We start from the raw sequence: 25,515 nt of genomic DNA, 5'->3' as shown, positions 1-25,515 counted from the left end.
ATTTATATTGTAAAGAAGTGCGTAAAAATACCGTATTGCACCCGAAAATTAGGGTTAAATCACTTCCCGTATAGGTGCAATCAAGTACAATGAAACCTTGCTGGTAGCCCGCGCTTTGCGGGCTTTTTTATAGTGCCTCAAACGTCAGTGAAACCAACTATTGGTTTCGAAAAAATAATCATGGGGCTATTTAAGGTCGAGGGAGATGAACGTTGAATAATAAAGGGCTTAAAAAACTAAAACAGGCGTACGATCGACTCTCGAGTGCATCGTTTGCTGATCCATTTTCATTCTTAGGACCTTATCTACAGGAAGAAGGTATTGCCTTAAGAGTATGGATGCCAGGTGCCGATGGGGTAGCCGTTGAACTAGCATCAGGTGAAAGACTACCGATGGTGAGAGATGAGGCGTCAGGTTTTGTTCTCAAATCTGATTTGGACCTGCGATTTACTCACTATCAGTTAGCGGTAGATTGGAATGGTACTGAGCAAATGCTGGATGACCCATACCAATATCACGCTTTGTACGCAGAATACGATGAGTTACATACACCAAAAGAGATGTATCACCATATGGGCTCACAATTTATCTCGCTTGAGCGAGACGGTGAGAACATTGAGGGGACACGCTTTTTGGTTTATGCCCCTCATGCTACAGCGGTTAGTTTAGTCGGTAGCTTCAATGCTTGGGATGGGCGTCGTAATCCAATGCAGCGATTGGATTATGGAATTTGGGGTATTTTTATTCCAAATCTGCCAGAAGGAGCACAATACAAATTTGAATTGAAAGGACCAAATGGTGAAGGCTTACCGCATAAAGCGGATCCTTGGGGCTTCTACTCCGAGCAATACCCTTCTTTTTCATCAGTGACTTACAATCATAATCGCTACGATTGGCAAGATGAAAAGTGGCAATCTCGACCTGTCACCGAAAAGCGTAAAGAGGCGCTGTCGTTTTATGAGTTGCACGCAGGTTCGTGGAAGCGCAATGATAATGGCGATTTCCTGACTTATCGTGAATTGGCCACCGAACTTATCCCTTATTTGACCGATATGGGTTATACCCATGTTGAGCTAATGCCAGTGTCTGAACACCCATTCTACGGTTCTTGGGGCTATCAACCAGTTGGGTTGTTCGCACCGACGAGCCGATTTGGTTCCCCAGATGACTTTAAGTATTTCGTAGATCAGTGCCACCAAGCAGGCTTAGGTGTTGTTCTGGATTGGGTACCTGCACACTTCCCATCAGATGATCATGGCTTGGCGAATTTCGATGGTACGCCTCTATTCCACGATCCTGATCCGCGTCGTGGCTGGCACCAAGATTGGAATTCTTATATTTACGATTTAGGCCGTGAACATGTTCGTCGCTTTTTAGTGTCCAATGCGCTTTATTGGTTTGAGCAGTTCCATATTGATGGTATTCGCGTTGATGCCGTTGCGTCGATGTTGTATCTAGACTATTCGCGTAGTCACGATCAGTGGATTCCAAACGTCGATGGCGGTCGCGAAAATTACGATGCTATCGCAACCCTTAAGTGGATGAACGAAGAAGTCTACAAGCACTTCCCGAATGCGATGACCATTGCTGAAGAATCGACCGCATTCCCAGGCGTATCGGCTCCGACCTTTATGGGTGGTTTAGGCTTTGGGTTTAAATGGAATATGGGGTGGATGCACGACAGCCTTTCTTATATTCAAGAAGACCCTATTAACCGTAAATACCATCACGATACCATCACATTCCCGCTTGTTTATGCCCATAGTGAGAACTATGTTCTTTCACTATCACACGATGAAGTGGTATACGGTAAGCACTCTATTCACAATAAAATGCCGGGTGATGAGTGGCAGCAAACTGCCAACTTACGAGCGTATTTAGGCTATATGTATGCGCAACCTGGCAAGAAGCTTAACTTCATGGGAGCTGAGTTTGGGCAAACCGGTGAGTGGAACCACGATGACCAGTTACAGTGGTTCTTGTTAGATTTTGACCGTCATCAGGGCGTGCAAGCGCTAACGCGTGACTTAAACAAACTGTATCGTAATGAGAAATCACTGTTCGAACTCGACTCAGAACCTAAAGGCTTTGAGTGGCGTCTTCAAGATGCGGCAGAAGCGAGTATTCTAGCTCATGAACGTATCAGTGAAGAAGGCGAACGTATGTTAGTGATCAGTAACTTTACCCCTGTACCCCATGAAGCTTTCCGCTTAGGTGTGCCGTTAGCAGGTAAGTATGAGCTGATGTTAAATACCGATGACTCTATCTATGCTGGTAGTGGGTTTGGTGCGGTGCAAACTGCATTGACTGAGCAAATGGAAAGTGAAGCACAACCACAATCGTTGTCGTTACGCTTACCACCGCTTTCAACGGTATTCTATAAGTACTTAGGTTAGCGATCATTTTGACTTAATGATCTAAGCCCAGCTAATGCTGGGCTTTTTTGTATCTGGAGAAACTAGCTGAATAGTCTACACTCACTAAACCTAACTCAATAAAAAATAAGGTTTATTAATGATCACTGCGCTGTACGCCTCTCTTTTAGCTTGCCTTATGCTTTGGTTAGCTTTTCAAGTAATCAAACAACGACGAATTAATCAGGTAGCATACGCAGATGGCGGTGTAGAAGGGCTCCAAATTGCCAGAAGTGCTCAAGGCAATGCGATGGATTATATCCCTATTACGCTGATATTGATGGCGCTGGTAGAGTACAATGGGGCTCCCGCTATTTGGATTCATCTAACGGGACTCAGCTTTGTTATTGGTCGTATTCTACATGCTCATGGCATTCTAAATAAGCGCTTTAAAGGGCGTGTTCTAGGCATGCAAGTCACCGTGTTGGTTATCGTAGGGCTTATCTTATCTAACCTCGTTTATCTGCCGTTCGATAGGTTGTTATAGTCTATGAAAGTCGCACTTCCTCCCGCTTGGGTAATGGTTTCAGTTGGGTTAATTCTTAATATTACGGCCATCATTTTATCGAGTCAGGTGCTTGATAAAATGTCTGGGGAAGTCGCGATGCTTCAGGAGCGTAAAAACAGTAATCTATACTCCATCCAACTTGCCTGGAACCAAGTGGAAACACTGGAACGAAAGCGAGAAACCTTGCAGCTTCATCTCGCTCAATCTCAAACTATCACGCCAGAAATTTCTCAATTACTAAGAGGACAGCTCGCTCGATGGGTAAACGCTGATGTCCCAGAAATAGAGTTAGCTAACCTTTCTGAATTGATGCGTTTGATTAATAAAGCACAGCAAGGACAACGCAACATTATCGATGAACTATACTTGGATAACCTGTCGCTGACTGAAGCGATTCAATTTGTGGAAGAAGAAATGGCGTATTATAAGAATATCGCGCTGTTTTTGCAGATCTTTGGTTTAGCGTTGATTCTAGCTCGGGACTTGTCTGTTCGTTGATAGGGAAACGGGATCCTTGATAACCTCCCATTCTTGAGTTTGATCTCAGGCTAGTTCCAACTTAGCCCGAGATTCCACGATAACTAGACAGGATAGTTGTGATAACCCAACTGCTCAGAAATGGTCCTTCCGGCATTGTGTAGGAGAGTGATGTATTCTGCTTTCTTCTCTTCGTCGAAACGGATGATGGGGAAGGAGACAGAGACTGCAGCGATAGCATGGCCGAAACGGTCGTAAACAGGGACAGCGATGCAACGTAGTCCAGGCTCTTGCTCTTCGTTGTCTTCACCATAATGACATTCACGAACGGTGTTCAGCTCTTCAATCAGTTGCTCTGTGTTGTCGTGGGTTTTGTCTGTGTGTTTGATGAATTCGACCGTGTCTAATATTACACGAACTTCTGCGTCAGGAAGGTGGGAAAGTAGCACTTTACCTATCGCTGTGCTGTAGAGTGGATTGCGGCGGCCTACCCGAGAATGCATACGTAAGTGATAGCTTGAATCTATTTTGTGTAAATAGATGATCGAACCATCGTCAATAGAACCCAAGTGAACCGTTTCATTAGTCACTTTGTTAATCTCACGCATTTCTTTATCTGCAATATCAATAAGGTCGACAAACTCCAATGATTTCGAACCAAGTTCGAACATTTTAAGAGTAAGTGCGTACTTATCTGCTTCTCCTTCCTGAGAAACGTAACCGAGCGTTTTCATGGTTTGTAGGAAACGATAGGTCGTCGCTTTTGACATCATGAGTCTTTGTGACAGTTCTGAAACGCCAATTTCCTTTTGCTCGCCCAAGGCTTGCAGAATATTGAACACTTTGAGTACCGAGGACACGGCTTCTGGCTGCGTGGACTTATCCATCTATCTTCCTTTGATTTTTTGTTGTGGGCGCGATTATAGCCTTGCAACCTTACCATGTCAGTAATTTCAAAAAGGCTTTTCATAAAAATTAGAACCGAATAGTGCGATTGCGTTCACAAACTTGTATAAGTTAAATATAAAAATGAAACAGCATTTCAAAAATAACTTTAATGTGATTCATTTTTTGTGTATGGTTAATTTAACAACAGTGAGAACTTTCTAAGGTTCGTCCTCGAATACATCTATGAAGGAATAAAAAATGATTCTTGATTCATTCAAATTAGACGGGAAAGTCGCAGTCGTAACTGGCTGTGATACTGGTTTGGGCCAAGGTATGGCATTGGGTCTGGCTAAAGCAGGTTGTGATATCGTCGGAGTGAATATTGTTGAGCCGACAGAAACCATTGCTCTTATGGAAGAAACGGGCCGTAAGTTTATCGACATTCGTGCTAATTTGATGAAGTTAGACGACATTCCAGGAATCGTAGACCGTGCAGTTACCGAATTAGGTCGAATTGATATCCTAGTTAACAACGCAGGTATCATCCGACGTAACGATGCTATCGATTTCTCAGAGCAAGACTGGGATGACGTGATGAATATCAACATCAAGTCGGTGTTTTTCATGTCTCAAGCAGTCGCTAAGCAGTTCATCGCTCAAGGCGAGGGCGGTAAGATTATCAATGTTGCCTCCATGCTTTCGTTCCAAGGTGGCATACGTGTTCCATCATATACCGCTTCAAAAAGTGGCGTGATGGGTGTAACGCGTTTGATGGCAAATGAGTGGGCCAAAGAAGGCATCAATGTTAACGCAATTGCACCTGGATATATGGCGACGAACAATACTGCGGCGCTACGTGCAGACGAAAAGCGTAACGCAGAAATTCTAGAGCGTATTCCTGCCGATCGTTGGGGTACGCCAGAAGATCTAGCAGGTCCCTGTGTATTCTTAGCTTCACAAGCATCAGACTATATTAATGGTTATACCATTGCGGTTGATGGTGGATGGTTGGCACGCTAACCGGAGACGATTAGGTGATGGACGCGTACATTGTTGGGCAGATACTAGGGTTTGTAAGTTATGGTTTAGGTATTTCTACCTTTTACCAAAAAAACGACAAACGACTGAAGATTTTGATGCTGGCACTGAACGTTAATCACCTTATCCACTTTTTATTGTTGGGTTCGTTAACTTCTGCGTTAGCTGCTGCACTCTCTGCGGTCAGAACAACTGCTGCCATTTACACAAGTTCCAAAATCGTCGCTCTGATTTTCATTGCGTTGAGTCTTCTCTTAGGTGGTGTGATAGCCGAAAACTTATCGCAGCTTTGGCCAATTTTAGGGGCGGCAATTGGTACTTATTCGCTGTTTATGCTTCAGGGCATTGCGATGCGAATCGGTTTTTTATTAGGTGCAGTGTGCTGGTTAACAAACAATATTATGGTGGGTTCAATTGGCGGCGTCCTGCTCGAAGCTACGCTTCTATTAACAAATTTATTGACCATTTTTAGATTAGCTCGCGATGGTCAGCGCACGGTTCATGATGTTTGAGCCGTAGCATGGCCAACGTATTGGTCGACAACACAGTTATTTAGTTTTAGGAAAATTCGCGGTTAATAAGGCCGTTGGGGAAAGAACATGAAAATTGCACTGATGATGGAAAACAGCCAAGCACCGAAAAATGCTATGGTAGCGGCTGAATTAAATACAGTAGCGGGCGGTTTAGGCTACGACGTATTTAACGTAGGTATGATGGATGAAAATGACCATCACCTTACCTATATTCACCTTGGTATTATGGCGAGCATTCTACTGAATTCAAAAGCGGTGGACTTTGTCGTGACTGGCTGTGGCACAGGACAAGGCGCGATGATGGCAAGCAACCTTCACCCAGGAGTAGTATGTGGCTACTGCCTAGAGCCATCTGATGCATTCCTTTTCAATCAAATTAACAACGGTAATGCGATTTCACTGGCGTTTGCGAAAGGCTTTGGTTGGGCCGGTGAACTGAATGTACGTTATATCTTTGAAAAGGCCTTCACTGGTAATCGCGGCGAAGGTTACCCTATTGAGCGTGCAGAACCTCAACAGAAAAATGCTGCGATTTTGTCAGAAGTAAAAGCTGCCGTTTGCAAAGATGTTATGGCGTCACTGCAGGCCATTGACCAAGAGTTAGTGAAAACGGCGGTCGGTAGTGCTCAGTTTCAGGAATGCTTTTTCTCCAACTGCCAAGAACCGGAACTGGCAGAGTATGTACGCACACTTATCGATTAATATACTGTGCATTGAAGTTTTAAAAGCCGACGTATGGTCGGCTTTTTTGTACTGAGAAGCGGCTCATTGTTTACACAATAAACGCTTGTCGACATTTAAGAAGCGTTTTACTTTGGTATTTAACTTAAAGAGTAATAACGAGTAATTTGATGCAATCTATTTATTCGCTTTCGGAGTTATTCCCAGCAGTAACAGTCCATTCCCTTGAGCAAGGTGATGGATTTTCGGAACGCTCTCCAATGAAAGTAAACGATTCGCAAACTCCGCTCCGCTATCCCCATCGGCTCATTTCCGATATATGCTCCCCTGAACTGCTTGAATTTCCGCCTGAGCGAAGCAATGGTCACGCTATTCTCATTATCCCTGGTGGAGGCTATCAAATTGTATCGATTGATAACGAAGGCGTAGAGGTGGCAAAGTGCCTTAGCGAAATGGGTTATCATGCGTTCTGTTTAAATTATCGACTGCCTATTAAAAACAATGGCTCTGACATAGAAAAGCTTGCGCCCATCGTCGATGCAAGAGCAGCATTGACTTTGATTCGCCAGCTAGTCCCCATGGCAAGGGTAGGTATCATGGGCTTTTCCGCAGGTGGTCATTTAGCCGGATGGTTAAGTACCGATACGCTTTCTAACCGACCAGACTTCACTTGTTTAATGTATCCTGTGGTATCGATGACCTCTGGTGTCGCTCATTTGGGTTCTTATGAGAATGTCGTTAATGCCTTAAACGATGCGCAGCAAATAAGTTTGTTGTCTATTGATGAGCGTATTTCCCCAGATGTTGCCCCGATGCTCATTATGCACGCTAAAGACGATGATGTTGTTGTAGTTGAACATAGCCTTAAGCTGCACAATGCACTAGTGGCAGCATCTGTGTCTAGTGAACTCACATTATTTGAGCGAGGTGGACATGGGTTTGGCGTCTATGTCCGAGAAGGAAGTGATGCCGACGATTGGCTACGACGTTTTGATGATTGGGTACGCAAGGTGGATTATTGTCAGTAATGATGCACGAGAGCGATGGTGCAAGTTAACGTTATTTCTACAAAGTAGCGTTATTCACACAAAGGTATCGTTGCGCTAATACAGGTCACCAAATTCGCGTAAAAAAATGTAAAGTCGTCTCAAAGGCTATTGTGTGTTCCAGCTTGGATAGGTATCTTCAGACTCAGAATTTTTAAGTGTTTTTTCTACTTATTTGAATGAGACGTTGTGATGCTCGCTAAAAGCGTATCTACAATCTGTAGCTTGCTAGCGATACTGGTAATATTCGTATTATCCAGTGGAGCAGTGCGTGCAGAAGTCTCGTTACCGCAATCAACACTGAGCATGGCGCAAGTCATCCATGTGAAGTTCTGCGGTATCACCTCCGATACATTGCAAACTAAGGACTCAGGCTGTTGTGAGCCTGGAGGAACCTGCTTCGAAAAGCAGTGTTGTTCCCATGGTCACGCATCAGGCTCTGCTTTAGTTGAGACGTCACAAGATTCTCGCCTTGCTCCGTATCGTTATGAACTCACACAAAGACTGGCTAGTCTTTATACGAGCGCAGATATGCACTCACTCTACCGGCCTCCCATCGCCTAGTTCCTATCTTACAGCGCTTCGCTGTTAACAATTTTATTGTGTGATTATTCACGCGAACTTGTTGTGCGTGCAAATAAAGCTATTTGCACCGTCCTGTGATGGGAATAAAAAATGAAAACTAAATCCAAAGCTTGTGGCAAGCTCAATGCCATGTCTCTGTGCTATCTCATTCGTTGTAGTAAATTAGGAGGTTGTGATGTCGCATAAACAGCTACCTATTTTACTGTTTGTCTCTGTGTGCCTTATTTGGGGGACGACGTGGTTTGCAATGGAAGTAGCCGTTCAGACTATTCCACCAATTTTCGCAACGGGGATGCGTTTTCTCATCGCTGCCCCTCTATTGGTGATGCTGGCGAAATACCTAAAACAACCATTATTCTTTCCTAAAGGAAAGCGAGCGTGGATGTATGTGGTCGCCATTTTCTACTTTGCGATTCCGTTTACGTTGATGATATTTGGCGAGCAATATATTTCCTCTGGGTTGGCTTCGATTATCTTCGCCAACATGCCGATTGCGGTGATGGTTATGTCGAGCCTGTTTCTTGGTTTACGCCTGCGAAAAGTTCAAATCGCAGGACTGCTAGTCGCGGTGTTAAGTCTCATTCTGATTCTGGCGACAGAGATGAAATTGGGAGGCAAAAACTACTTGGTTGGCTTTGCTGCCCTAGGGGGGGCGGTAGCGATTCATGCAGTTATGTATGTGTTTATGGAACGGTTTTGCAAAGGCACGCCAGTGCTGACCTATAATGCGGTACCAAGCTTTCTTGCGTCATTGTTTTTGTTGTTCACTTCTTGGGTGATTGAGCAACCAGACATAAGCCTGTTCACATTGGACTCGATGACAGCGGTGTTGTACCTAGGGGTATTTGCTAGTGTCGGCGGCATTGTGGCGTATTTCAAATTAGGTCAGGTGTCTACGCCGTTTACTGCTTCGATCTGTTTTCTGTTCTTTCCGCTTATCGCATTGAGTATTTCTACATGGATTGCTGGGAACTCGATCTCGTTAGTATCTGTGGGTCTACTTTTACCTTTGCTTGGCGGGATTTTTGTCACCAAAGCCGAACCTGAGTTTTGGTTAAAGTATCAGCGAACAAGACCGAAACCACAGTTGTGTGAGATGTGTATGAAGGAAATGATGGACTAACTTTCACTTACGTTTAGCAAAAAAAAGCCGCCCAGAGAAGACTCTGCGCGGCTTTCTGTTGAGTTCAATGATTAGCTCGCAATTTGCGCTTTTTTCGTTGAACCAGATTTAGATGCGTTAACCAATAGGATTCCCACAGTCAGTACCATTGAACCGCAAAGTAGGAACAATAGGCGTCCTGTTGGTTCATTTGGAATTAGAGCCATAGCAAGGATACCGAAACCAGCCACACTGATAAGTTTACCTAGCATTGAACGTTGTTTAGTATCTAGATTTTGCTGCTCTTCACCTTCTGCAACAATCGGGGTATTCCAGTTGGTAAATAACTGTTCTACTTCTTTCTCACGCTCAGGCGATAGTCCTCGGTAGAATTTAGTCGTTAGGATGAAGAAGCCACCAGTGAACACAACGTGTGCTGCTAAGCTCAATCCAACTTTAAGATCTCCCCACTCACGACCTGTTAGAGCTTGCTCCAAACCGAACAGGTGCTCGATGTCTTCTGCTTGTAGTGAGATACCGAAGATGTAAGAAACGAAGCCACCGACGATAAGTGTTGCCCAACCAGCCCAATCTGGCGTTTTGCGAATCCACATACCAAGTAGCACAGGGATAAGCATTGGGAAGCCGATAAGCGCTCCAACGTTCAATACGATGTCGAATAGGCTCAGGTGACGCAATGAGTTAATAAACAAACCGATACCGATGATGATAAAGCCCATCATGATAGTGGTAAGTTTACTTACTATAACTAGCTCTTTTTGAGACGCGTGAGGGCGAACAATAGGGCTGTAGAAGTTCATCACAAAGATACCAGCATTACGGTTTAGACCAGAGTCCATCGAAGACATAGTCGCCGCGAACATAGCTGACATAAGTAGACCTACCATGCCTGCTGGCATTACGTTCTGCACAAATGCTAGGTATGCCGCGTCACCGCCTACTGAACCATATTGCTCAGCAAAGTCAGGCATAAATGCTGCTACGTACCATGGTGGTAGGAACCAAATTAGTGGGCCAACGACCATTAGGATACAGGCTAGACCAGCCGCTTTACGCGCGTTCTCACTGTCTTTAGCACATAGGTAACGGTAAGCGTTGATGCTGTTGTTCATAACACCGAACTGTTTAACGAAGATGAACACTACCCAAAGGATAAAGATGCTCACATAGTTCAGGTTATTACCCATCATGAAGTCGCCTTGGAAATTATCTACGATATTTCCTAGACCACCACCGTGGAAGTACGCTGCAACTGCACAGGTGATTGTCACAGCCATGATGACCAACATCTGCATGAAGTCAGATGCTACGACCGCCCATGAACCACCTGTTACTGCCATTAGCATCAGTACTAGACCAGTAACAACGATTGTTGCTTCCATTGGGATGTTGAATACAGCTGCCACGAAGATTGCTAGACCGTTCAACCAAATACCGGCTGAGATCAAGCTGTCTGGCATACCAGCCCAAGTGAAGAACTGCTCTGAAGTTTTACCGAAGCGTTGACGAATCGCTTCAATTGCCGTTACTACTCGTAACTGACGGAATTTTGGTGCGAAGTAGAGGTAGTTCATGAAGTAGCCAAATGCATTGGCTAAGAATAGGATTACAACAACGAAACCGTCGTTGAACGCGCGTCCTGCGGCACCTGTAAACGTCCATGCTGAAAACTGTGTCATGAAAGCGGTAGCACCTACCATCCACCATAACATCTTACCGCCACCTCTAAAGTAATCACTGGTCGACGTGGTGAATTTACGGAACATCCAACCGATAGCGATCAGGAAAAAGAAGTAGGCGAGTACTACAAGAGTATCAATAGTCATGTTTCAGCCTTATATCATTCATACTGACGATTATAGTAAATAATCCTCTTGTAGTTTTGTATTACAATAAGCTTAAAGTGTGATGGGAGACGCATCTTTATTTTGTGTGGAAAACGATACATAAATCCTCACAAATTAACTCTAATACAAATCAACGAGTTATGAACGAGTTATATTTGAATTTGCTTTGCCTATTGTGCGGTTGTTACGCCTATGCTTTTTCAAACGGTGAAGACTTCAAGCGAAAGTGGGCAGATATGCACTTATTGTGGGACAAAAAAAGCGAGCCAATGGCTCGCTAATTCCCGAATTAAACTGCAAGGTCAATACGGATTAGTTTACGTGTGCAACTGCATCTTTAACCAGTTGACCGAGTTCTTCCCAGCGACCTTCGTCTATTAGGTTGGTAGGAACCATCCATGTACCGCCACAAGCCAATACTGACTTGATAGACAGATAGTCGTCGACGTTCTTGAGGCTTACACCGCCTGTAGGCATGAATTTTACTGGGTAAACCGCCGTGAGTGCTTTTAGCATGTTTACGCCACCTGAAGGTTCTGCAGGGAAAAACTTAAGGGTACGTAAGCCCATCTCCATTGCTTGCTCAACAAGGCTTGGGTTATTTACGCCCGGTACAATTGGTACGTTTTTATCCAAACAATATTGGACTGTTCGTGGGTTAAAGCCAGGACTTACGATGAAATCAACACCCGCTTCAATTGCTTGGTCAACCTGCGCGTTAGTCAGCACAGTACCTGCGCCGATAAGCATTTCAGGGAACTCTTTACGCATTACAGCGATAGCTTCAGCTGCACACTCAGTGCGGAACGTAATTTCAGCGCATGGCATACCGTTGTCAACCAACGCTTTGCCTAGTGGAATAGCGTCTTCAACTTTGTTGATGGCAATTACTGGAATTACTTTCAAGCTTGCTAGCTGTTCGTTTAATGTCGTCATTTTATTTGTCCTACTAATCAAGAGTTGGTGTTGCGTTCTTGGGAATAATGGCACCGCGATGCTGAATAACCGTACCTGCGACTTTGTGACCCATTGCGGCTGACTTTAGAGCATCGCCGCCAGTTAGGCGTTTCGCTAGGTAACCTGCGCTAAACGAGTCGCCAGCTGCAGTGGTGTCGATAATATTGTCAACTGGTTTAGGTGCGACGTAATTAGCCTGATCGTTCACAATAACCAAGCAATCTTTTGCACCTCGCTTAATAGCAATTTCTGAGACGCCAGCTTCGCTTGTGCGTTCAATACATTGCTCAACAAACATGTCACCAAACAACGCCTGTTCATCTTCAAATGTTAACAAGGCAGTATCGGTATAGCTAAGCATCGCTTTGTAAGTATTGATTGCTGTGAGCTGATCTGCCCACAATTTCGGGCGGAAGTTGTTGTCAAAGAAGACATGCCCGCCTTTTTCTTTAAATGCTTTTAGGAAGCCGAACAATTTATCGCGTCCTGAATCAGTCAGGATCGCAAGGGTAATACCACTTAAGTAAACCGCATCGTAACCTAATAAGGTGTCGATGAGTTGTTCTGATTCTTGTTGGTCGAAAACGAATTTGGCCGCTGCATCATTTCGCCAATAAAAGAAGGTACGCTCACCAGTTTCATCGGTTTCAATGTGGTATAGGCCTGGCATTTTGTCATTAAGGCGCAGAATTAAGCTTGTATCGATACCTTCTTGATTCCAGCTCTCTATCATCTCAGCAGAGAACGGATCGTTACCTAGTGCTGTAATGTAACTTACTTTAATGTCGTGAGCATGAGTTAGCCGAGATAGATATAGTGCAGTATTGAGCGTATCACCGCCAAAGGCTTGTTTTAAAAGGTCACCTTTGCGCTGTAGTTCTACCATGCATTCGCCGATGATGGCGATTTTGTATTGGTTCATTGTGTGCGATCCCACTTTGGAGTGATTAACTTAAAAAGTCTTCACGTGAAGGAGAAAAAATATCGAGTAGAACACTATCCTGTTCTAGTGCGGTGGTGCCATGGTCAAGAAGCTTTTTCACCATAAATGCATCACCCGCCTTTAACTCACGCTTTTGCCCATCGACGATAGCTTCAAAACGGCCACTAACGACATAAACAATCTGATCGTGTATTTCATGCCTATGTATCGTACCGCTTGCTCCTTTGTCGTAACAAAGATGCATCGCCATCAGATCATCGGTAAAGCCGACAATCTTACGTTTGATGCCTTGACTCACCTGTTCCCAGGGGTGTTCATCAGCAGAGAAAAAACGGTGCACTAACTGCCTCCTAGACCAAGTTAATGTCTACTCTTAAATTCGTTGACGTCATAATAAGCAGATTTATTAATTTGTAATACAATAAGCTTACTGCAATGTGATCTTGATCTGTTTTATTATTAAAACGCCGTTTTAATAATGTGTAATTTACCAGTTTGTGCCCGTGAATAGTAGTGTTCATATCGCACATCCTTGGTTAAATGTGACTAATGTCCACTTTTGTCTGATTTCTTGTATGACAATAATGCATATTGTATTACTTTATATGGGTCGGATTTATAGATTCAATAGATTTTGAGGGTGAAAATGTCCACATTGGTTCAACCCATACTGTTAAACGAAGACGAAATAGAGCAATTACGAAGAGAGCTCGGTCGCGATACCTTAATGGGAAAAGCGATTGCAAAAGCCATCAAAGATGTTGAAGCATTCATGAAGCTTCCTCTTGAAGTACCAGGTCACGGTGAAGCAGGTGGCTACGAGCACAACCGCCACAAGCAAAACTATACTTACATGAACCTAGCGGGTCGTATGTTCCTCATTACGGGGGATGATCGTTACGCTAAGTTTGTGCGTGATTTACTGGCAATGTATGCAGACCTATATCTCACCTTCGATTTTCATGTTCAAAAGAACACGAACCCAACAGGGCGTCTGTTCCACCAAATTCTAAACGAACACGTATGGCTAATGTTTACTAGCCTTGCATACTCATGTGTTGCCGCAACCATGAGTGAAGAAGAACGCCAGAACGTGGTTGACCGTCTGTTTAACCCAATGCTGGACATGTTCACTGTGAAATACGGCCATGATTTCGACCGTATTCATAACCACGGTGTTTGGGCAGTAGCGGCCGTTGGTATTTGTGGCCTAGCGGTTAACCGTCGTGAGTTCCTAGAGAAATCCGTATTTGGTCTTGAGAACAACGGCACGGGTGGTTTCCTAGCGCAGATCACTCAGCTGTTTGCTCCGTCGGGTTACTACATTGAAGGTCCTTATTACCACCGCTATGCGATTCGTCCACTGTGTGTGTTTGCTGAGGTTCTTCATCGTCATATGCCAGAACTCGACATCTTCAATTACAAAGATGGTGTGATTGGTAACACGGTTGAGGCGATGCTAGCAACGGCCTACCCAAATGGTCAGTTCCCAGCACTTAACGATGCATCTCGCACCATGAGCATCAATGATGCGGGTGTGCAGGTCGCAGTAAGTCAGTACGCGAAGCACTATGGTATCAACGATAACCTACTCGGTATGGCGAAGATCCAAGACTCTGTGTGGGTTCACGGTTGTGGTCTAGAGCTATCACAAGCGTTTGAAAAAGCAACTGATGTGGGTCTTCCATTCTGGCCAAGCGTTGAGTTAAACGAAGGACCAAATGGTGACCGTGGTGCGCAAGGCTTTATGCGTGTCCAAGACAAGAACAAAGACGTATTTCAGCTAGTGATGAACTATGGTCAGCACGGCATGGGACATGGCAACTTTGATACGCTGGGTATTTCTTACTTCAACCGAGGTAAAGAAGTGCTTCGTGAATACGGCTTTGGCCGTTGGGTTAACGTTGAACCTAAGTTTGGTGGACGCTACCTAGACGAGAACAAAACCTATGCTCGTCAGACGATTGCTCACAACGCAGTGACGGTTGACGAAACGTGCCAAAACTACTTTGACGTAGAGCGTGCTGACAGCGTACACGGTCTGCCACACTTCTTTGCTGCAGACAACGAGCAGATCGTTGGTATGAGTGCTTTTGCTAATGAGCACTACGACGGTGTACAGCAGCAGCGCAGCGTGTTCATGTTGAAACATGACGATCTTGAAGCGCCATTACTCATCGATCTATTTCGCCTAACAGGCGAAGGTGAGCACCAGTACGATTATTCGCATCAGTTTGATGGTCAGGTGATCCGCACCAACTTTGAATACCAGGCACATAAAGAGCTCAACGTATTGAGCGAAGAGCTTGGCTATCGCCACCTTTGGAATGTAGCACAAGGCGAAGCAAACGAGACGGCGCTAGTCAGCTGGCTACAAGAAGACAGCTACTATACTTGGCTAGGTACCAGCTCGAATGACAATGGCGAGGTTATCTTCACTCGCACGGGCGCCAATGACCCAAGCTTTAACCTACGTAGTGAGCAAAGCTTTATTCTTCGCACTAAGGGTGAAGACACTCTATTTGCATCGGTAATTGAGACACACGGTTACTTCAACGAAGAGTTTGAGCAATCGGTCAGTGCCCGTGGTAGCGTTAAAAATATCCAAGTTGTTGGTCACAACGCGCAAGCGTCAGTGGTAGAGATTGAAACGGAAACCTCTCGCTTTACGCTAATGGTGAGCAACAACCCACAAGTTACTAAAGATACAACCAACAATGCTGAGATCGCAGGCAAAACCTACTCTTGGGTTGGCTGTTTCGCGATTGAGCAGGAGACACTATAAATGAGCTATCAACCACTACTATTGAACTTTGAGGAAGCAGCGGAGCTGCGCAAAGATCTAGGTAAGGAAACCTTGCTAGGTAAGAAACTAGCGCGTGATATTGCTCAAGTGAATGACTACATGGCTGAAGTGGGTATTGAAGTCCCTGGCCACGGTGAAGGCGGCGGTTACGAGCATAACCGTCATAAGCAAAACTATATTCATATCGACTTAGCTGGTCGTTTGTTCCTTATCACTGAGGAAACTAAATACCGTGACTACATCGTAGAGATGCTAACCGCGTACGCGAATGTTTATCCAACACTGGAAAGCAACGTGAGCCGTGATACTAACCCACCGGGTAAAATCTTCCACCAAACGCTAAACGAAAACATGTGGATGCTTTACGCATCTTGCGCATACAGCTGCGTGTACCACACGCTTTCGGATGAGCAAAAGCAACACATCGAAACAGACCTATTCAAACAGATGATCGACCTTTTCGTTGTGACTTATGGTCACGACTTCGACATCGTCCACAACCACGGTCTGTGGGCAGTAGCCGCTGTGGGTATTTGTGGCTATGCGATCAACGATCAACAGTCTGTTGATAAAGCGCTTTACGGTCTGAAGCTTGACAAAGTAAGCGGCGGTTTCCTAGCTCAGCTAGACCAACTGTTCTCGCCAGACGGCTACTATATGGAAGGTCCTTACTACCACCGCTTCTCGCTGCGTCCAATCTATCTGTTCGCAGAAGCGATTGAGCGTCGTCAACCAGAGATCGGTATCTATGAGTTTAACGACTCAGTGATCAAGACGACTTCTTACGCGGTATTCTCTACAGCTTTCCCAGACGGCACGCTGCCAGCACTAAACGATTCGTCGAAAACCATCAGCATTAATGATGAAGGCGTTATTATGGCGACAAGCGTGTGCTACCACCGCTATGAGCAAAGCGAAACGCTGCTTAGCATGGCAAACCACCAACAAGATGTTTGGGTTCAATCAGCAGGTAAAACACTGTCTGACGCAGTCGATGCCGCGGATGAAATCAAACCGTTTAACTGGGGTAGCCTGTTTGTTACTGACGGCCCTAAAGGTGAGAAAGGTGGACTTACTATTCTCCGTCATCGCGATGCTCAAGACGATGATACGATGGCTCTTCTATGGTTTGGTCAACACGGCTCTGATCACCAGTATCACTCTGCTCTTGACCACGGTCATTACGATGGGCTTCATTTAAGCGTATTTAATCGTGGACAAGAAGTTCTGCACGATTATGGTTTCGGTCGTTGGGTAAACGTAGAGCCTAAGTTTGGTGGTCGCTATATCCCTGAGAACAAGTCGTACTGTAAGCAGACGGTCGCGCATAACACAGTAACAGTTGATCAAAGAACGCAAAACAACTTCGACACGGCAACCGCGGAGTCTCGTTTTGGCTCGAAGCAGTTCTTTAAAGCTGATGATGCAAAACTGCAAGGTATGAGCGGTAAAATCAGCGAGTACGATGAAGGCGTGGATATGCAGCGTTCAGTGCTACTGGCTGACATAGAAGAATTCGAGAAACCATTGGTTATTGACGTTTACCGTATCAAAGCGGACAAAGAGCACTCTTACGATCTCCCCGTTCACTTTTCTGGTCAAATCATTCGTACCGACTTTGAATACAACACAGAATCTACATTGCGCCCAATGGGTGAAAACTTTGGTTATCAGCATCTATGGAACTTAGCTAGTGGTAACGTTGAAGGTAGCTCTCTTGTATCTTGGTTACACGGCAACAGCTACTACAGCTTGATAACAAGTGCAGTAGCAGATTCAAAAGTGTACTTTGCGCGCCTAGGTGCTAACGATCCAGACTTCAATCTACGCAGCGAGCCTGCACTTATCTTGCGTCAATCTGGTCAGAATCATGTATTTGCTTCTGTACTTGAAACTCATGGTTATTTTAACGAAGAGTTTGAGGCTTCAGTGGGAGCCCGTGGTCTTGTCGAAGCGGTGACAACGTTGGCTGATAATGACGATGCGACTGTCATTGAAGTGACAACCACAACAGGTAATGCATATCGATTTGCCATCAGTAACCGCGAAGCGGGGCAACAAGAGTTATTACATGAAATGACGATTGGCGACGAAAGCGTGAGTTTTACTGGCTCGTTTGCTCAACTCTAACTCTATATCTATTTCTAGCCGGGCATTGCCCGGCTTTTTGCGTTGACGATTTTAGCAATTTAAAAGGGGAACTATGGACACTCTTGATGGTGTGATTGTCATTGGCTATTTTGCTTTTGTGCTGTTCGCTGCGTTAGCTTTCAAGCGTTTTACTACTGACTCATCTGGCTTTATTCGTGGTGGTGGAGCGATGATGTGGTGGATGGCTGGCGCGACGGCCTTTATGACTCAGTTCTCCGCGTGGACATTTACTGGTGCTGCGGCAAAAGCTTATGAGGATGGCCTAACTGTGCTATTTATCTTCTGGGGCAACGCACTCGGTTTCTTTGTAGCGGCTTGGTATTTTGCCGAACGCTATCGAAAGCTACGCGTTGAAACGGCGATGGAAGTGATTAAGGTTCGTTTTGGTCGTAGTTCAGAGCAGGTCTACACTTGGATTTCTTTTCCTCTTACCATTTTATCTGGTGCAATATGGCTCAATGGCTTAGGGATCTTTGCTTCTGCGGTATTTAATATCGATTTAATGGTTACCATTATTGGTGTTGGTTGCTTGGTGACGTTTATTGCGGTGAGTGGCGGCTCATGGACGGTATCAGCGACGAATGTGATTCAACTGATTTTGCTGGTGGCTATTACGATGGCGGTTGGCGTTTACGCACTCATTGAAATTGGTGGTCCATCTGAACTAATTAATCAATACCCGACTGAAACGTATATGGGGCATGACATCAGTTATTGGCAGATCTTCTGGTTATGGGTCGTGGTTATGATGATGAAGCAAACCATGAACACCAATAACGCATTATCCTGTTACCGCTTTTTGGTGACAACCAATGAGAAAGAAGCGAAAAAAGCGGCTCTGGTTACGGGTATTCTTTTCATTGTTGGACCTGTTATGTGGTTCGTGCCGCCATGGGCAACAGCAGCAATGGGTGTTGACTTGATGGCGTATTATCCAACGTTAGGCACGAGTGCCAATAACGCTGCATATGTTTACTATATTGACCACTTCTTACCTGCTGGGATGTTAGGTTTGGTATTAGCTGCAATGATTGCTGCGACGATTTCTCCAATGACAACAGCATTGAACCGTAATGCAGGTATTTTCGTGCGTAATGTCTATCAATCCATTATTAAACCTCAAGCTAATGAAGTAGAGCAGCTTCGCGTGGGGCAAGTAGCCACATTAGTGAATGGTGTGCTTTGCGTTCTTGCTGCCTTGATGTTTGCGTCGATTAAAGAATACAGTTTCTTCGATATCATGATGTTATTTGGTGCTCTACTACAGACACCACTTTCTATTCCATCGCTGTTGGCGTTTGTGACGTTAAAAACACCAGACTGGTCTGGCTGGGCGACTATTGCTGTGGGACTCTGTGTGTCAGCATTTATGCAGTTCATATTCCAAGTGGATTGGTTGTTACCACTGTTCGATACAGCAAGCTTTAGCCATCGTGAAACAGTGGATCTGCAAGTCGCAGCGACCATGTTAGCTCACCTCTTTATTACCGGCGGGTTCTTCATGATGACACGTTATTTTTATCAAAAGCCGATTGGTGCGAGATTAGGTGAGTTGAATACGCTGAAAAAGAATTTACTCACGCCGATTAGTAAAGAAGAAGAGGCACCTGTAGATTTTCGTCAAGGCGCTTATCTAGGAAGAATGTGTCAAGTGCTAGGATTGCTGGTGGTGCTTATTTCAATGACGACTGACTCGTTACGTGATGGCAGTATTTTTGTTGTCATTGGTGCTCTTATAGTGTTGGCTGGTACTCATTTATATCGAACCAGACATAATGACGACAAGTTAGAAGATGCGACTTCACATTAAAATTACCGTATTAACAATACATTAGTTGAATTTTCACTCTAGGATAGAATTTGAGTGAATTTTATTTATCAGAGTGGCTGGTGTCGGTAAAAATCTATCATCTTGAGGGGCTGAAATAGTTGCTTCACTATTGAGATCCTTTTCCTCATACAGTTTTGGCATTATGGAAATATTTCAGCAGCAACACGAAGCGATTGCTTTCATTGGATTAGCGTTAGCTTTTGTTTGTGGATTTTCAGCAGTGTTTTGGCAAGCTCATCAATAAGGCAAATACATGTTCGATGTCCCTACTCTAGAAGCGCTAGCATTGGTATTGGTTGTCTTTATCGGTGGTTTTGTTTACCGCTCGAAAATTGAAGACTAATACGCATTGTCACGACGATCCAAAAGGCCCTAGTCATCACTGACTAGGGCCTTTGCTTTTATACTTGATTAGGCGTTTAGCTTAAATAGAGAAACTTCCGACACTAACTCTTCCATTCTTTGTTTCACAATGTGCATTTCTTTGTTCATTTTCTGAATATTACTATCGGTTTCCTCCACCATAGAGAGCAGGTTATCGATATCTGATTCAACCGATTGTGTGGTTTGTGCTTGTTCTTCAGTCGCTGTCGCGATACTGCTGTTGTAGTCTGTGATCTTCTTGGTGGTGCCAATAAGTGTTTCGATCACGGCATTGGTTTCCGATACCATAGATTGTGCCGAATAACTGGCATCACGACTTTGCTGCATGTTCTCAAATGAGGTTTTCGCGTTACTAGAGATATCATCCAGAAGGTTGCGGATGACTTCAGTTGATTCTTTGCTGCGCTGAGCAAGTGAACGAACCTCGTCTGCTACCACGGCAAACCCACGCCCTTGCTCACCCGCTCGTGCTGCCTCAATAGCGGCATTCAGCGCCAGCAAATTGGTCTGCTCAGAGATGGCATTAATGTTGTCGAGAATCTCAGACACGTTCGCCATCTTCACTTCCAACTGTTCTAGACACGTGTAAGTGTCGTCAACACTCGAAATTAACTTGGTCGTGGTCGAGAGTGAATGTTCCCCATGGCTTTGACACTGCATTGCATCATTCTGAGCGCTATCAGCGCTTTGTTGGGCTTCTACGGTAATGCCCGCCATTTCTTGACTGGTTTGGGCCATTTCTGTCATAGCCGTTGCGATATTGTCACAACGCAGATGAGTTTGCTGACTCACGGTTTGAGTCGAGGCGACCAACCTACTCATTTCTGCCATTTCTTGCTCAGTTTTTTGTGCGACATCGAGAGAGGTTTGTAATGCCGATGCAAAGCTGTCCGTTAGCTGATTAAAGTGGTGAGCGATGTTGCCAAGTTCATCTTTTTGCTCACAAGGCAGTTTTAGGCTCAAATCCTTGCTGCGCGCAATGGTATCGATTTGTTCGACAAAACGACTAACACGGCGATGTAGGCGATTGGTTGACATGAATGCGATGATGGAGAGAGGTAGCACCACAAATAATGTTAAAGCGATATACGCATAGACTAGTTGCTGTGCTTGTTGCTGGTTTTGTAACGCCAGTGCTGTCATATCGTTGGCAATGGAATCGGCCATAGACTTAATCTGTCCGATACGCTTAGTAGCAAGTTCAAACCAAAGAGAAGCACTTGGTCCTTGCAAGTTGTCCAGCGTTGTTTTCTGTGACAGGTAATCTTGTTGAATGGCATTCACGTCACGCCAGTTTGAACTGTTAGTCATTGCGGATAGCTGATGAGCTTGCTCGGCGGAAAACAGAAGCGTTGCTTGACGAAGGGCATAGGCTTCGGTTGCGATATAACTGGTGATGTTGGCGTATGCATCCAGTGTTGAACGTTGTCCGGCAAATGCACCATTGAGAGCGCCACGAGCTTTACCGGCTTCCTCTTTCATAGCTAGTAAGGCGTGTAGACCACGTAACTGCTGTTCAAGCTTTGGTGCGTCAACCTGAGTTAAAATTACCGATAGATTATCAAGCGCCATGCGGTTGATATTGGAGTAAAACGCAAAGGGTGAATCCTTGATATTCAGAGTATCAACTTGCTGGCGAATGCTATTGCGTTGTTCCAACTGTTGTCGAACATCCTGGCTTAAACGGTCTATCAGTTGTTTGTCCAACACTTGTGGTGCAAAGGCCAATAGACTTTGATACGCCTGATCGGCTTTCACCCTTTGCTGTTTAAGTGCTGTGACTTGCGGCCCTTGTCCTTTGGATGCTACCACACCTGCCGTTAATCCTCGTTCAACAGCAAATTGATGAGCAATGTTATCGAACAGATGGAACAGCTCGACCGCTTCTTGTGATGCTTGGGCATGGTCGGCACGTTCTTGGGCTTTGAAGATCTGGGTAGCGATGAGTCCCATCAAAAGTGTTGTTGGAATTAGAAAAACCAAGAGAATGGTGTTTTTAATATTAAGTAACTTAAGAAGGTTAGGCATTGTATAAACCGTGTATAAAAAACTGGATGCGTAACCTAAAGATTTTACAGAGTTCAATACACGTATTACACGTCAGGGTATTAGAACTTTGATACGATACGAGAAGCGTCAATGGTTTGATGAGTGTCAATTTTTTGGCTACCACTTTGTGATTATAAAACAAAGTGATAGCCAATAAAATTGAGAGATTCTTCCAAGCTTCAACAAGGAGGCGATCATTTCTTGGCCATGTTAGGCTGCCTGGTGAGTACTAAAGTTACCTAACAATGCGTCATAAAATTCGCTGTCATCGAGAATGCCAACGACTCTACCAGACTCAACCAACAAAATCGGTAACCCACTACGCTGCTTAAGTTCTATTGCCTCTCTCATACCGATGTCTGGACTGGCGACCACGACGGTACTTTGATCAATATGGGTCAGATCACCTCGATTTGCATCCCAATGGACGAGCTTTAGTTCCTCGTCTTTAACGATGCTGAGTTTGCCATTCGCTTGATTGACCCAAACCGATTGATCGGAACAGATCTGCAAACGATCATGTTCTTGCTTTAACTCACTTGCTGGTTGCATTAATGAGCGGCCTTTAAGTACGTTAAGCGGGTTAGTGTGAGCAACAAAGTCACGGACGTAGTCGTTTTCTGGTGTGAGGATAATTTCTTCTGGCTTCGCATGTTGAATTAGTTTGCCAGATTCCATAATGGCAATATTGTTGCCTATTTTTAGAGCCTCATCCAAATCGTGACTGACGAATAGAATAGTCTTATTGAGTTTCTCTTGGAGAAGAATCAGCTCATCTTGAAGCTGGGTTCGAATCAATGGATCTAGGGCAGAAAAGGGTTCGTCCATCAATAAGATGTCAGTATCCATGGCAAATGCACGAGCGAGTCCCACACGCTGCTGCATACCACCTGATAGCTCATGCGGGTACTTATCTTCCCACTCAGAGAGACCAACAAGCTCTAGCTGCTCGCGTGCTTTGTTTCGCCTTGTCGACTTTGACATGCCTTGTAGTTCAAGTCCAAAAGCTACGTTATCCAACACGGTGAGCCAAGGCATCAAAGCAAATTTCTGAAAGACCATAGAAACACGATGAGTACGAAGGTGACGCAACGTTTCGTCATCACAAGTGGCTAAATCAACATATTCGTCACCATTTTTCAGCGCTAATGAGCCTCGGGAGATGGTGTTTAATCCGTTGACTGCACGGAGTAAGCTGGACTTACCTGAGCCTGAAAGTCCCATCAGGACGCAAATCTCACCTTCTTTTACGCTCATCGACACATTGTCGACCCCGACGACTTGCGAGGTTTGGTCGATAATTTCTTGACGAGTCTTGCCTTGGTCAAGTTGCTCAAGCGCTAATTGCGGCTTATCACCGAAGACAACGTCTAGGTTTTTAATCGTAATGGCATCCATGACTAGGCTTCCTTTTGATTCGGCGATTTACAGAGTCGGTCTAGGATAATAGCAACTAGGACAATCGCTAATCCGGCTTCAAATCCTTGAGAAATATTGACCGTATTTAGGGCTCGAACGACGGGTTTACCCAGTCCATCCGCACCGACGAGAGCGGCGATGACCACCATGGATAAAGACAGCATGATGCATTGGGTCACGCCAGCCATGATGCTGGGCATGGCCGCTGGCAGTTCTACTTTAAACAACAGCTTCATTCGTGTGGCACCAAATGCCTTGCCTGCTTCCACCAACTCTTCCGGTACTTTGGTGATGCCAAGGTAAGTTAGTCTAATTGGCGCGGCGATGGCGAAAATAATGGTGGAGATCAATCCAGGAACAATACCGAGCCCAAACAGAACCAAAGTTGGAATCAGATAGACGAAAGTGGGGACGGTTTGCATTAAGTCGAGAATGGGGCGCAGCAACGTATACAGCCAAGGGCGGTGTGCTGCCATGATGCCAAGAGGTACGCCAATTAATACAGAAATCGTTGTCGCGGCAAACACCAAAACAAAGGTTTCTAGCATTTCTTGCCAGTAGCCAAGGTTCAAAATCGTCAGCAAAGCACCAATGACAAATAGTACCAGAGGGATACTACGGTGCAGATACCAAGCAATGGCTGCGGTCATAATGATCGGCATTGCAGGTGGCATCCATTTAAACACATCAACGACAAACAAAATGATGGTTTCAAGGAAGATAGAAATTGCGTCGAACAGGCCTGCGGCATTGAATGTCAGCCAGTCGACACCTGCTTCCATCCATTGACCCAGAGGGATTTTGTTGTCAGTAATAAAATTCACAATACAACCTTAGTGTTTTTTGAGTGGGCAGTGATGCCCACTCGTTTTGAATTACGCTTTTGAGTCGATGTAGTTTTGTACCGCTGCATTTGCGTCATCACCCGACAGAGTTTTCACGCCAGATAGCCAAGCTTCTACTTGCTCTGGATTTGCCTTCATCCATTGCTGTGCCGCTTTTGACGGTTGTACATTTTGATTTAAGATGGCTTCCATCAATTGGTTTTCCATCTCAAGGCTGAACTCTAGATTTTTCAGCAGTTGACCCACGTTTTGGCATTCAGATAGATAGTTGGCACGCACGTTGGTGTAAACGTTGGCACCGCCGTAGTTAGGACCGAAGTAATCGTCACCGCCAGAGAGATACTCCATTTCGATATTGCTGTTCATTGGGTGTGGTGCCCAACCCAAATACACAATCCATTGGTTGCGGCGTGCAGCGCGAGAAACCTGAGATACCATGCCAGCTTCACTAGATTCGACTAAGTTAAAGTCCTTGAGGCCGAAAGCGTCACTGTCGATCATGGATTGAATAAGGCGGTTACCATCGTTGCCTGGTTCTATGCCGTAGATACGATCGCGGAATTTGTCGGCATGTTTGGCTAGATCAGCAAAGCTTTTTACGCCAGCGTCATAGACATATTTAGGCACGGCTAGGGTGTACTTAGCACCTTCTAGATTGGCACGAACGGTTTCTACGGTTTTGGCTTCACGATATTTAGCGATATCTCCCTCCATCGTAGGCATCCAGTTGCCAAGGAAGATATCGATATCACCGTTCGCCATTGAAGAGTAAGTGACAGGTACTGACAGAAGATCGGTTTTGGTTTTATAACCCATCCCTTTTAGTAGTTCCGTAGTGACCGCAGTGGTTGCAGTGATGTCTGTCCAACCAACATCGGCAAAACGTACCGTTTCACATTGGTTGGCATAGGCGTTCATCGCCAGACTACTAAGAGCGAGTGCTGAGAGTGTTTTTGTCATCGTTGACATGCTATTTCCTTTTTATTTTTG

The 25,515-nt window shown here is 44.9% G+C and carries 21 protein-coding genes; 12 read left to right on the top strand and 9 right to left on the bottom strand.

The window, feature by feature from the left end:
* Positions 1 to 212: 212 nt before the first annotated feature.
* From glgB to VME0621_RS05110, 3 genes are all read left to right on the top strand, one after another.
* Positions 213 to 2,396 carry a 1,4-alpha-glucan branching protein GlgB gene (glgB, locus tag VME0621_RS05120; protein ID WP_062456304.1) on the top strand — a complete coding sequence of 728 codons (2,184 nt, stop codon included), beginning with the start codon at positions 213 to 215 and terminating at the stop codon, positions 2,394 to 2,396.
* 118 nt (positions 2,397 to 2,514) lie between these two features.
* Positions 2,515 to 2,901, top strand: coding sequence for an MAPEG family protein (locus tag VME0621_RS05115; RefSeq protein ID WP_062456301.1), 387 nt, complete (start codon positions 2,515 to 2,517; stop codon positions 2,899 to 2,901).
* A gap of 3 nt (positions 2,902 to 2,904) precedes the next feature.
* Positions 2,905 to 3,420, top strand: a complete 516-nt coding sequence (locus VME0621_RS05110) for a hypothetical protein (protein WP_038227531.1) — start codon at positions 2,905 to 2,907, stop codon at positions 3,418 to 3,420.
* Between the two features lie 83 nt (positions 3,421 to 3,503).
* On the opposite strand, the gene kdgR is transcribed toward VME0621_RS05110, so the two are convergent.
* Positions 3,504 to 4,286 carry a DNA-binding transcriptional regulator KdgR gene (gene kdgR, locus VME0621_RS05105; RefSeq protein WP_006069853.1) on the bottom strand — a complete coding sequence of 261 codons (783 nt, stop codon included), beginning with the start codon at positions 4,284 to 4,286 and terminating at the stop codon, positions 3,504 to 3,506.
* Between the two features lie 259 nt (positions 4,287 to 4,545).
* On the opposite strand from kdgR, the gene kduD reads away from it, so the two are divergent.
* The 6 genes from kduD to VME0621_RS05080 all read left to right on the top strand — a co-directional run bounded on the left by kduD (position 4,546) and on the right by VME0621_RS05080 (position 9,293).
* Positions 4,546 to 5,307, top strand: a complete 762-nt coding sequence (gene kduD / locus VME0621_RS05100; RefSeq protein WP_038227527.1) for a 2-dehydro-3-deoxy-D-gluconate 5-dehydrogenase KduD — start codon at positions 4,546 to 4,548, stop codon at positions 5,305 to 5,307.
* A 17-nt stretch (positions 5,308 to 5,324) separates the two neighbouring features.
* Positions 5,325 to 5,837, top strand: coding sequence for a YgjV family protein (locus VME0621_RS05095; RefSeq protein WP_062456298.1), 513 nt, complete (start codon positions 5,325 to 5,327; stop codon positions 5,835 to 5,837).
* 87 nt (positions 5,838 to 5,924) lie between these two features.
* On the top strand, positions 5,925 to 6,560 hold the full coding sequence (locus VME0621_RS05090; protein ID WP_062456296.1) for an RpiB/LacA/LacB family sugar-phosphate isomerase: 636 nt from the start codon (positions 5,925 to 5,927) through the stop codon (positions 6,558 to 6,560).
* A gap of 149 nt (positions 6,561 to 6,709) precedes the next feature.
* On the top strand, positions 6,710 to 7,567 hold the full coding sequence (locus VME0621_RS05085; RefSeq protein ID WP_062456293.1) for an alpha/beta hydrolase: 858 nt from the start codon (positions 6,710 to 6,712) through the stop codon (positions 7,565 to 7,567).
* Positions 7,568 to 7,777: 210 nt separating this feature from the next.
* Positions 7,778 to 8,149 carry a hypothetical protein gene (locus VME0621_RS26075; protein WP_082795464.1) on the top strand — a complete coding sequence of 124 codons (372 nt, stop codon included), beginning with the start codon at positions 7,778 to 7,780 and terminating at the stop codon, positions 8,147 to 8,149.
* Positions 8,150 to 8,345: 196 nt separating this feature from the next.
* Positions 8,346 to 9,293 carry a DMT family transporter gene (locus VME0621_RS05080; protein ID WP_062456291.1) on the top strand — a complete coding sequence of 316 codons (948 nt, stop codon included), beginning with the start codon at positions 8,346 to 8,348 and terminating at the stop codon, positions 9,291 to 9,293.
* 71 nt (positions 9,294 to 9,364) lie between these two features.
* Here VME0621_RS05080 and VME0621_RS05075 read toward each other — a convergent pair whose 3' ends face one another.
* The 4 genes from VME0621_RS05075 to VME0621_RS05060 all read right to left on the bottom strand — a co-directional run bounded on the left by VME0621_RS05075 (position 9,365) and on the right by VME0621_RS05060 (position 13,380).
* Complete coding sequence (locus VME0621_RS05075) at positions 9,365 to 11,119, bottom strand: sodium:solute symporter family transporter (protein ID WP_006069860.1); 1,755 nt, start codon at positions 11,117 to 11,119, stop codon at positions 9,365 to 9,367.
* A gap of 333 nt (positions 11,120 to 11,452) precedes the next feature.
* Positions 11,453 to 12,076, bottom strand: a complete 624-nt coding sequence (locus tag VME0621_RS05070) for a bifunctional 4-hydroxy-2-oxoglutarate aldolase/2-dehydro-3-deoxy-phosphogluconate aldolase (RefSeq protein WP_006069861.1) — start codon at positions 12,074 to 12,076, stop codon at positions 11,453 to 11,455.
* 13 nt (positions 12,077 to 12,089) lie between these two features.
* Positions 12,090 to 13,019, bottom strand: coding sequence for a 2-dehydro-3-deoxygluconokinase (gene kdgK / locus VME0621_RS05065; protein WP_038227520.1), 930 nt, complete (start codon positions 13,017 to 13,019; stop codon positions 12,090 to 12,092).
* 25 nt (positions 13,020 to 13,044) lie between these two features.
* Positions 13,045 to 13,380 carry a cupin domain-containing protein gene (locus VME0621_RS05060; RefSeq protein ID WP_031496039.1) on the bottom strand — a complete coding sequence of 112 codons (336 nt, stop codon included), beginning with the start codon at positions 13,378 to 13,380 and terminating at the stop codon, positions 13,045 to 13,047.
* Positions 13,381 to 13,686: 306 nt separating this feature from the next.
* On the opposite strand from VME0621_RS05060, the gene VME0621_RS05055 reads away from it, so the two are divergent.
* The 3 genes from VME0621_RS05055 to VME0621_RS05045 all read left to right on the top strand — a co-directional run bounded on the left by VME0621_RS05055 (position 13,687) and on the right by VME0621_RS05045 (position 19,807).
* On the top strand, positions 13,687 to 15,825 hold the full coding sequence (locus VME0621_RS05055; protein ID WP_006070259.1) for a heparinase II/III domain-containing protein: 2,139 nt from the start codon (positions 13,687 to 13,689) through the stop codon (positions 15,823 to 15,825).
* Positions 15,826 to 17,976, top strand: a complete 2,151-nt coding sequence (locus VME0621_RS05050) for a heparinase II/III domain-containing protein (protein WP_062456289.1) — start codon at positions 15,826 to 15,828, stop codon at positions 17,974 to 17,976.
* Between the two features lie 73 nt (positions 17,977 to 18,049).
* The gene (locus tag VME0621_RS05045) at positions 18,050 to 19,807 is read left to right on the top strand and encodes a sodium:solute symporter family transporter (RefSeq protein ID WP_006070261.1); all 1,758 of its coding nucleotides are present in this window, start codon (positions 18,050 to 18,052) and stop codon (positions 19,805 to 19,807) included.
* A 432-nt stretch (positions 19,808 to 20,239) separates the two neighbouring features.
* On the opposite strand, the gene VME0621_RS05040 is transcribed toward VME0621_RS05045, so the two are convergent.
* The 4 genes from VME0621_RS05040 to VME0621_RS05025 form a co-directional block, all read right to left on the bottom strand.
* Entirely contained in the window at positions 20,240 to 22,240 is a 2,001-nt protein-coding gene (locus tag VME0621_RS05040) for a methyl-accepting chemotaxis protein (RefSeq protein ID WP_062456286.1), read from the bottom strand.
* A 231-nt stretch (positions 22,241 to 22,471) separates the two neighbouring features.
* On the bottom strand, positions 22,472 to 23,659 hold the full coding sequence (gene choV, locus VME0621_RS05035; protein WP_062456282.1) for a choline ABC transporter ATP-binding protein: 1,188 nt from the start codon (positions 23,657 to 23,659) through the stop codon (positions 22,472 to 22,474).
* A 2-nt stretch (positions 23,660 to 23,661) separates the two neighbouring features.
* The gene (gene choW, locus VME0621_RS05030) at positions 23,662 to 24,504 is read right to left on the bottom strand and encodes a choline ABC transporter permease subunit (protein WP_006070265.1); all 843 of its coding nucleotides are present in this window, start codon (positions 24,502 to 24,504) and stop codon (positions 23,662 to 23,664) included.
* A gap of 51 nt (positions 24,505 to 24,555) precedes the next feature.
* A complete protein-coding gene (locus VME0621_RS05025; protein WP_062456279.1) occupies positions 24,556 to 25,494 on the bottom strand; it encodes a choline ABC transporter substrate-binding protein in 939 nt (312 codons plus the stop codon).
* Between the last annotated feature and the right edge of the window lie 21 nt (positions 25,495 to 25,515).

Origin of the sequence: Vibrio mediterranei, assembly GCF_900088415.1 — a bacterium.
In the GTDB taxonomy this organism is placed as follows: domain Bacteria; phylum Pseudomonadota; class Gammaproteobacteria; order Enterobacterales; family Vibrionaceae; genus Vibrio; species Vibrio mediterranei.
The sequence above is the reverse complement of the archived record's forward strand: the minus strand, read 5'-3'. Positions and strand labels throughout refer to the sequence as shown.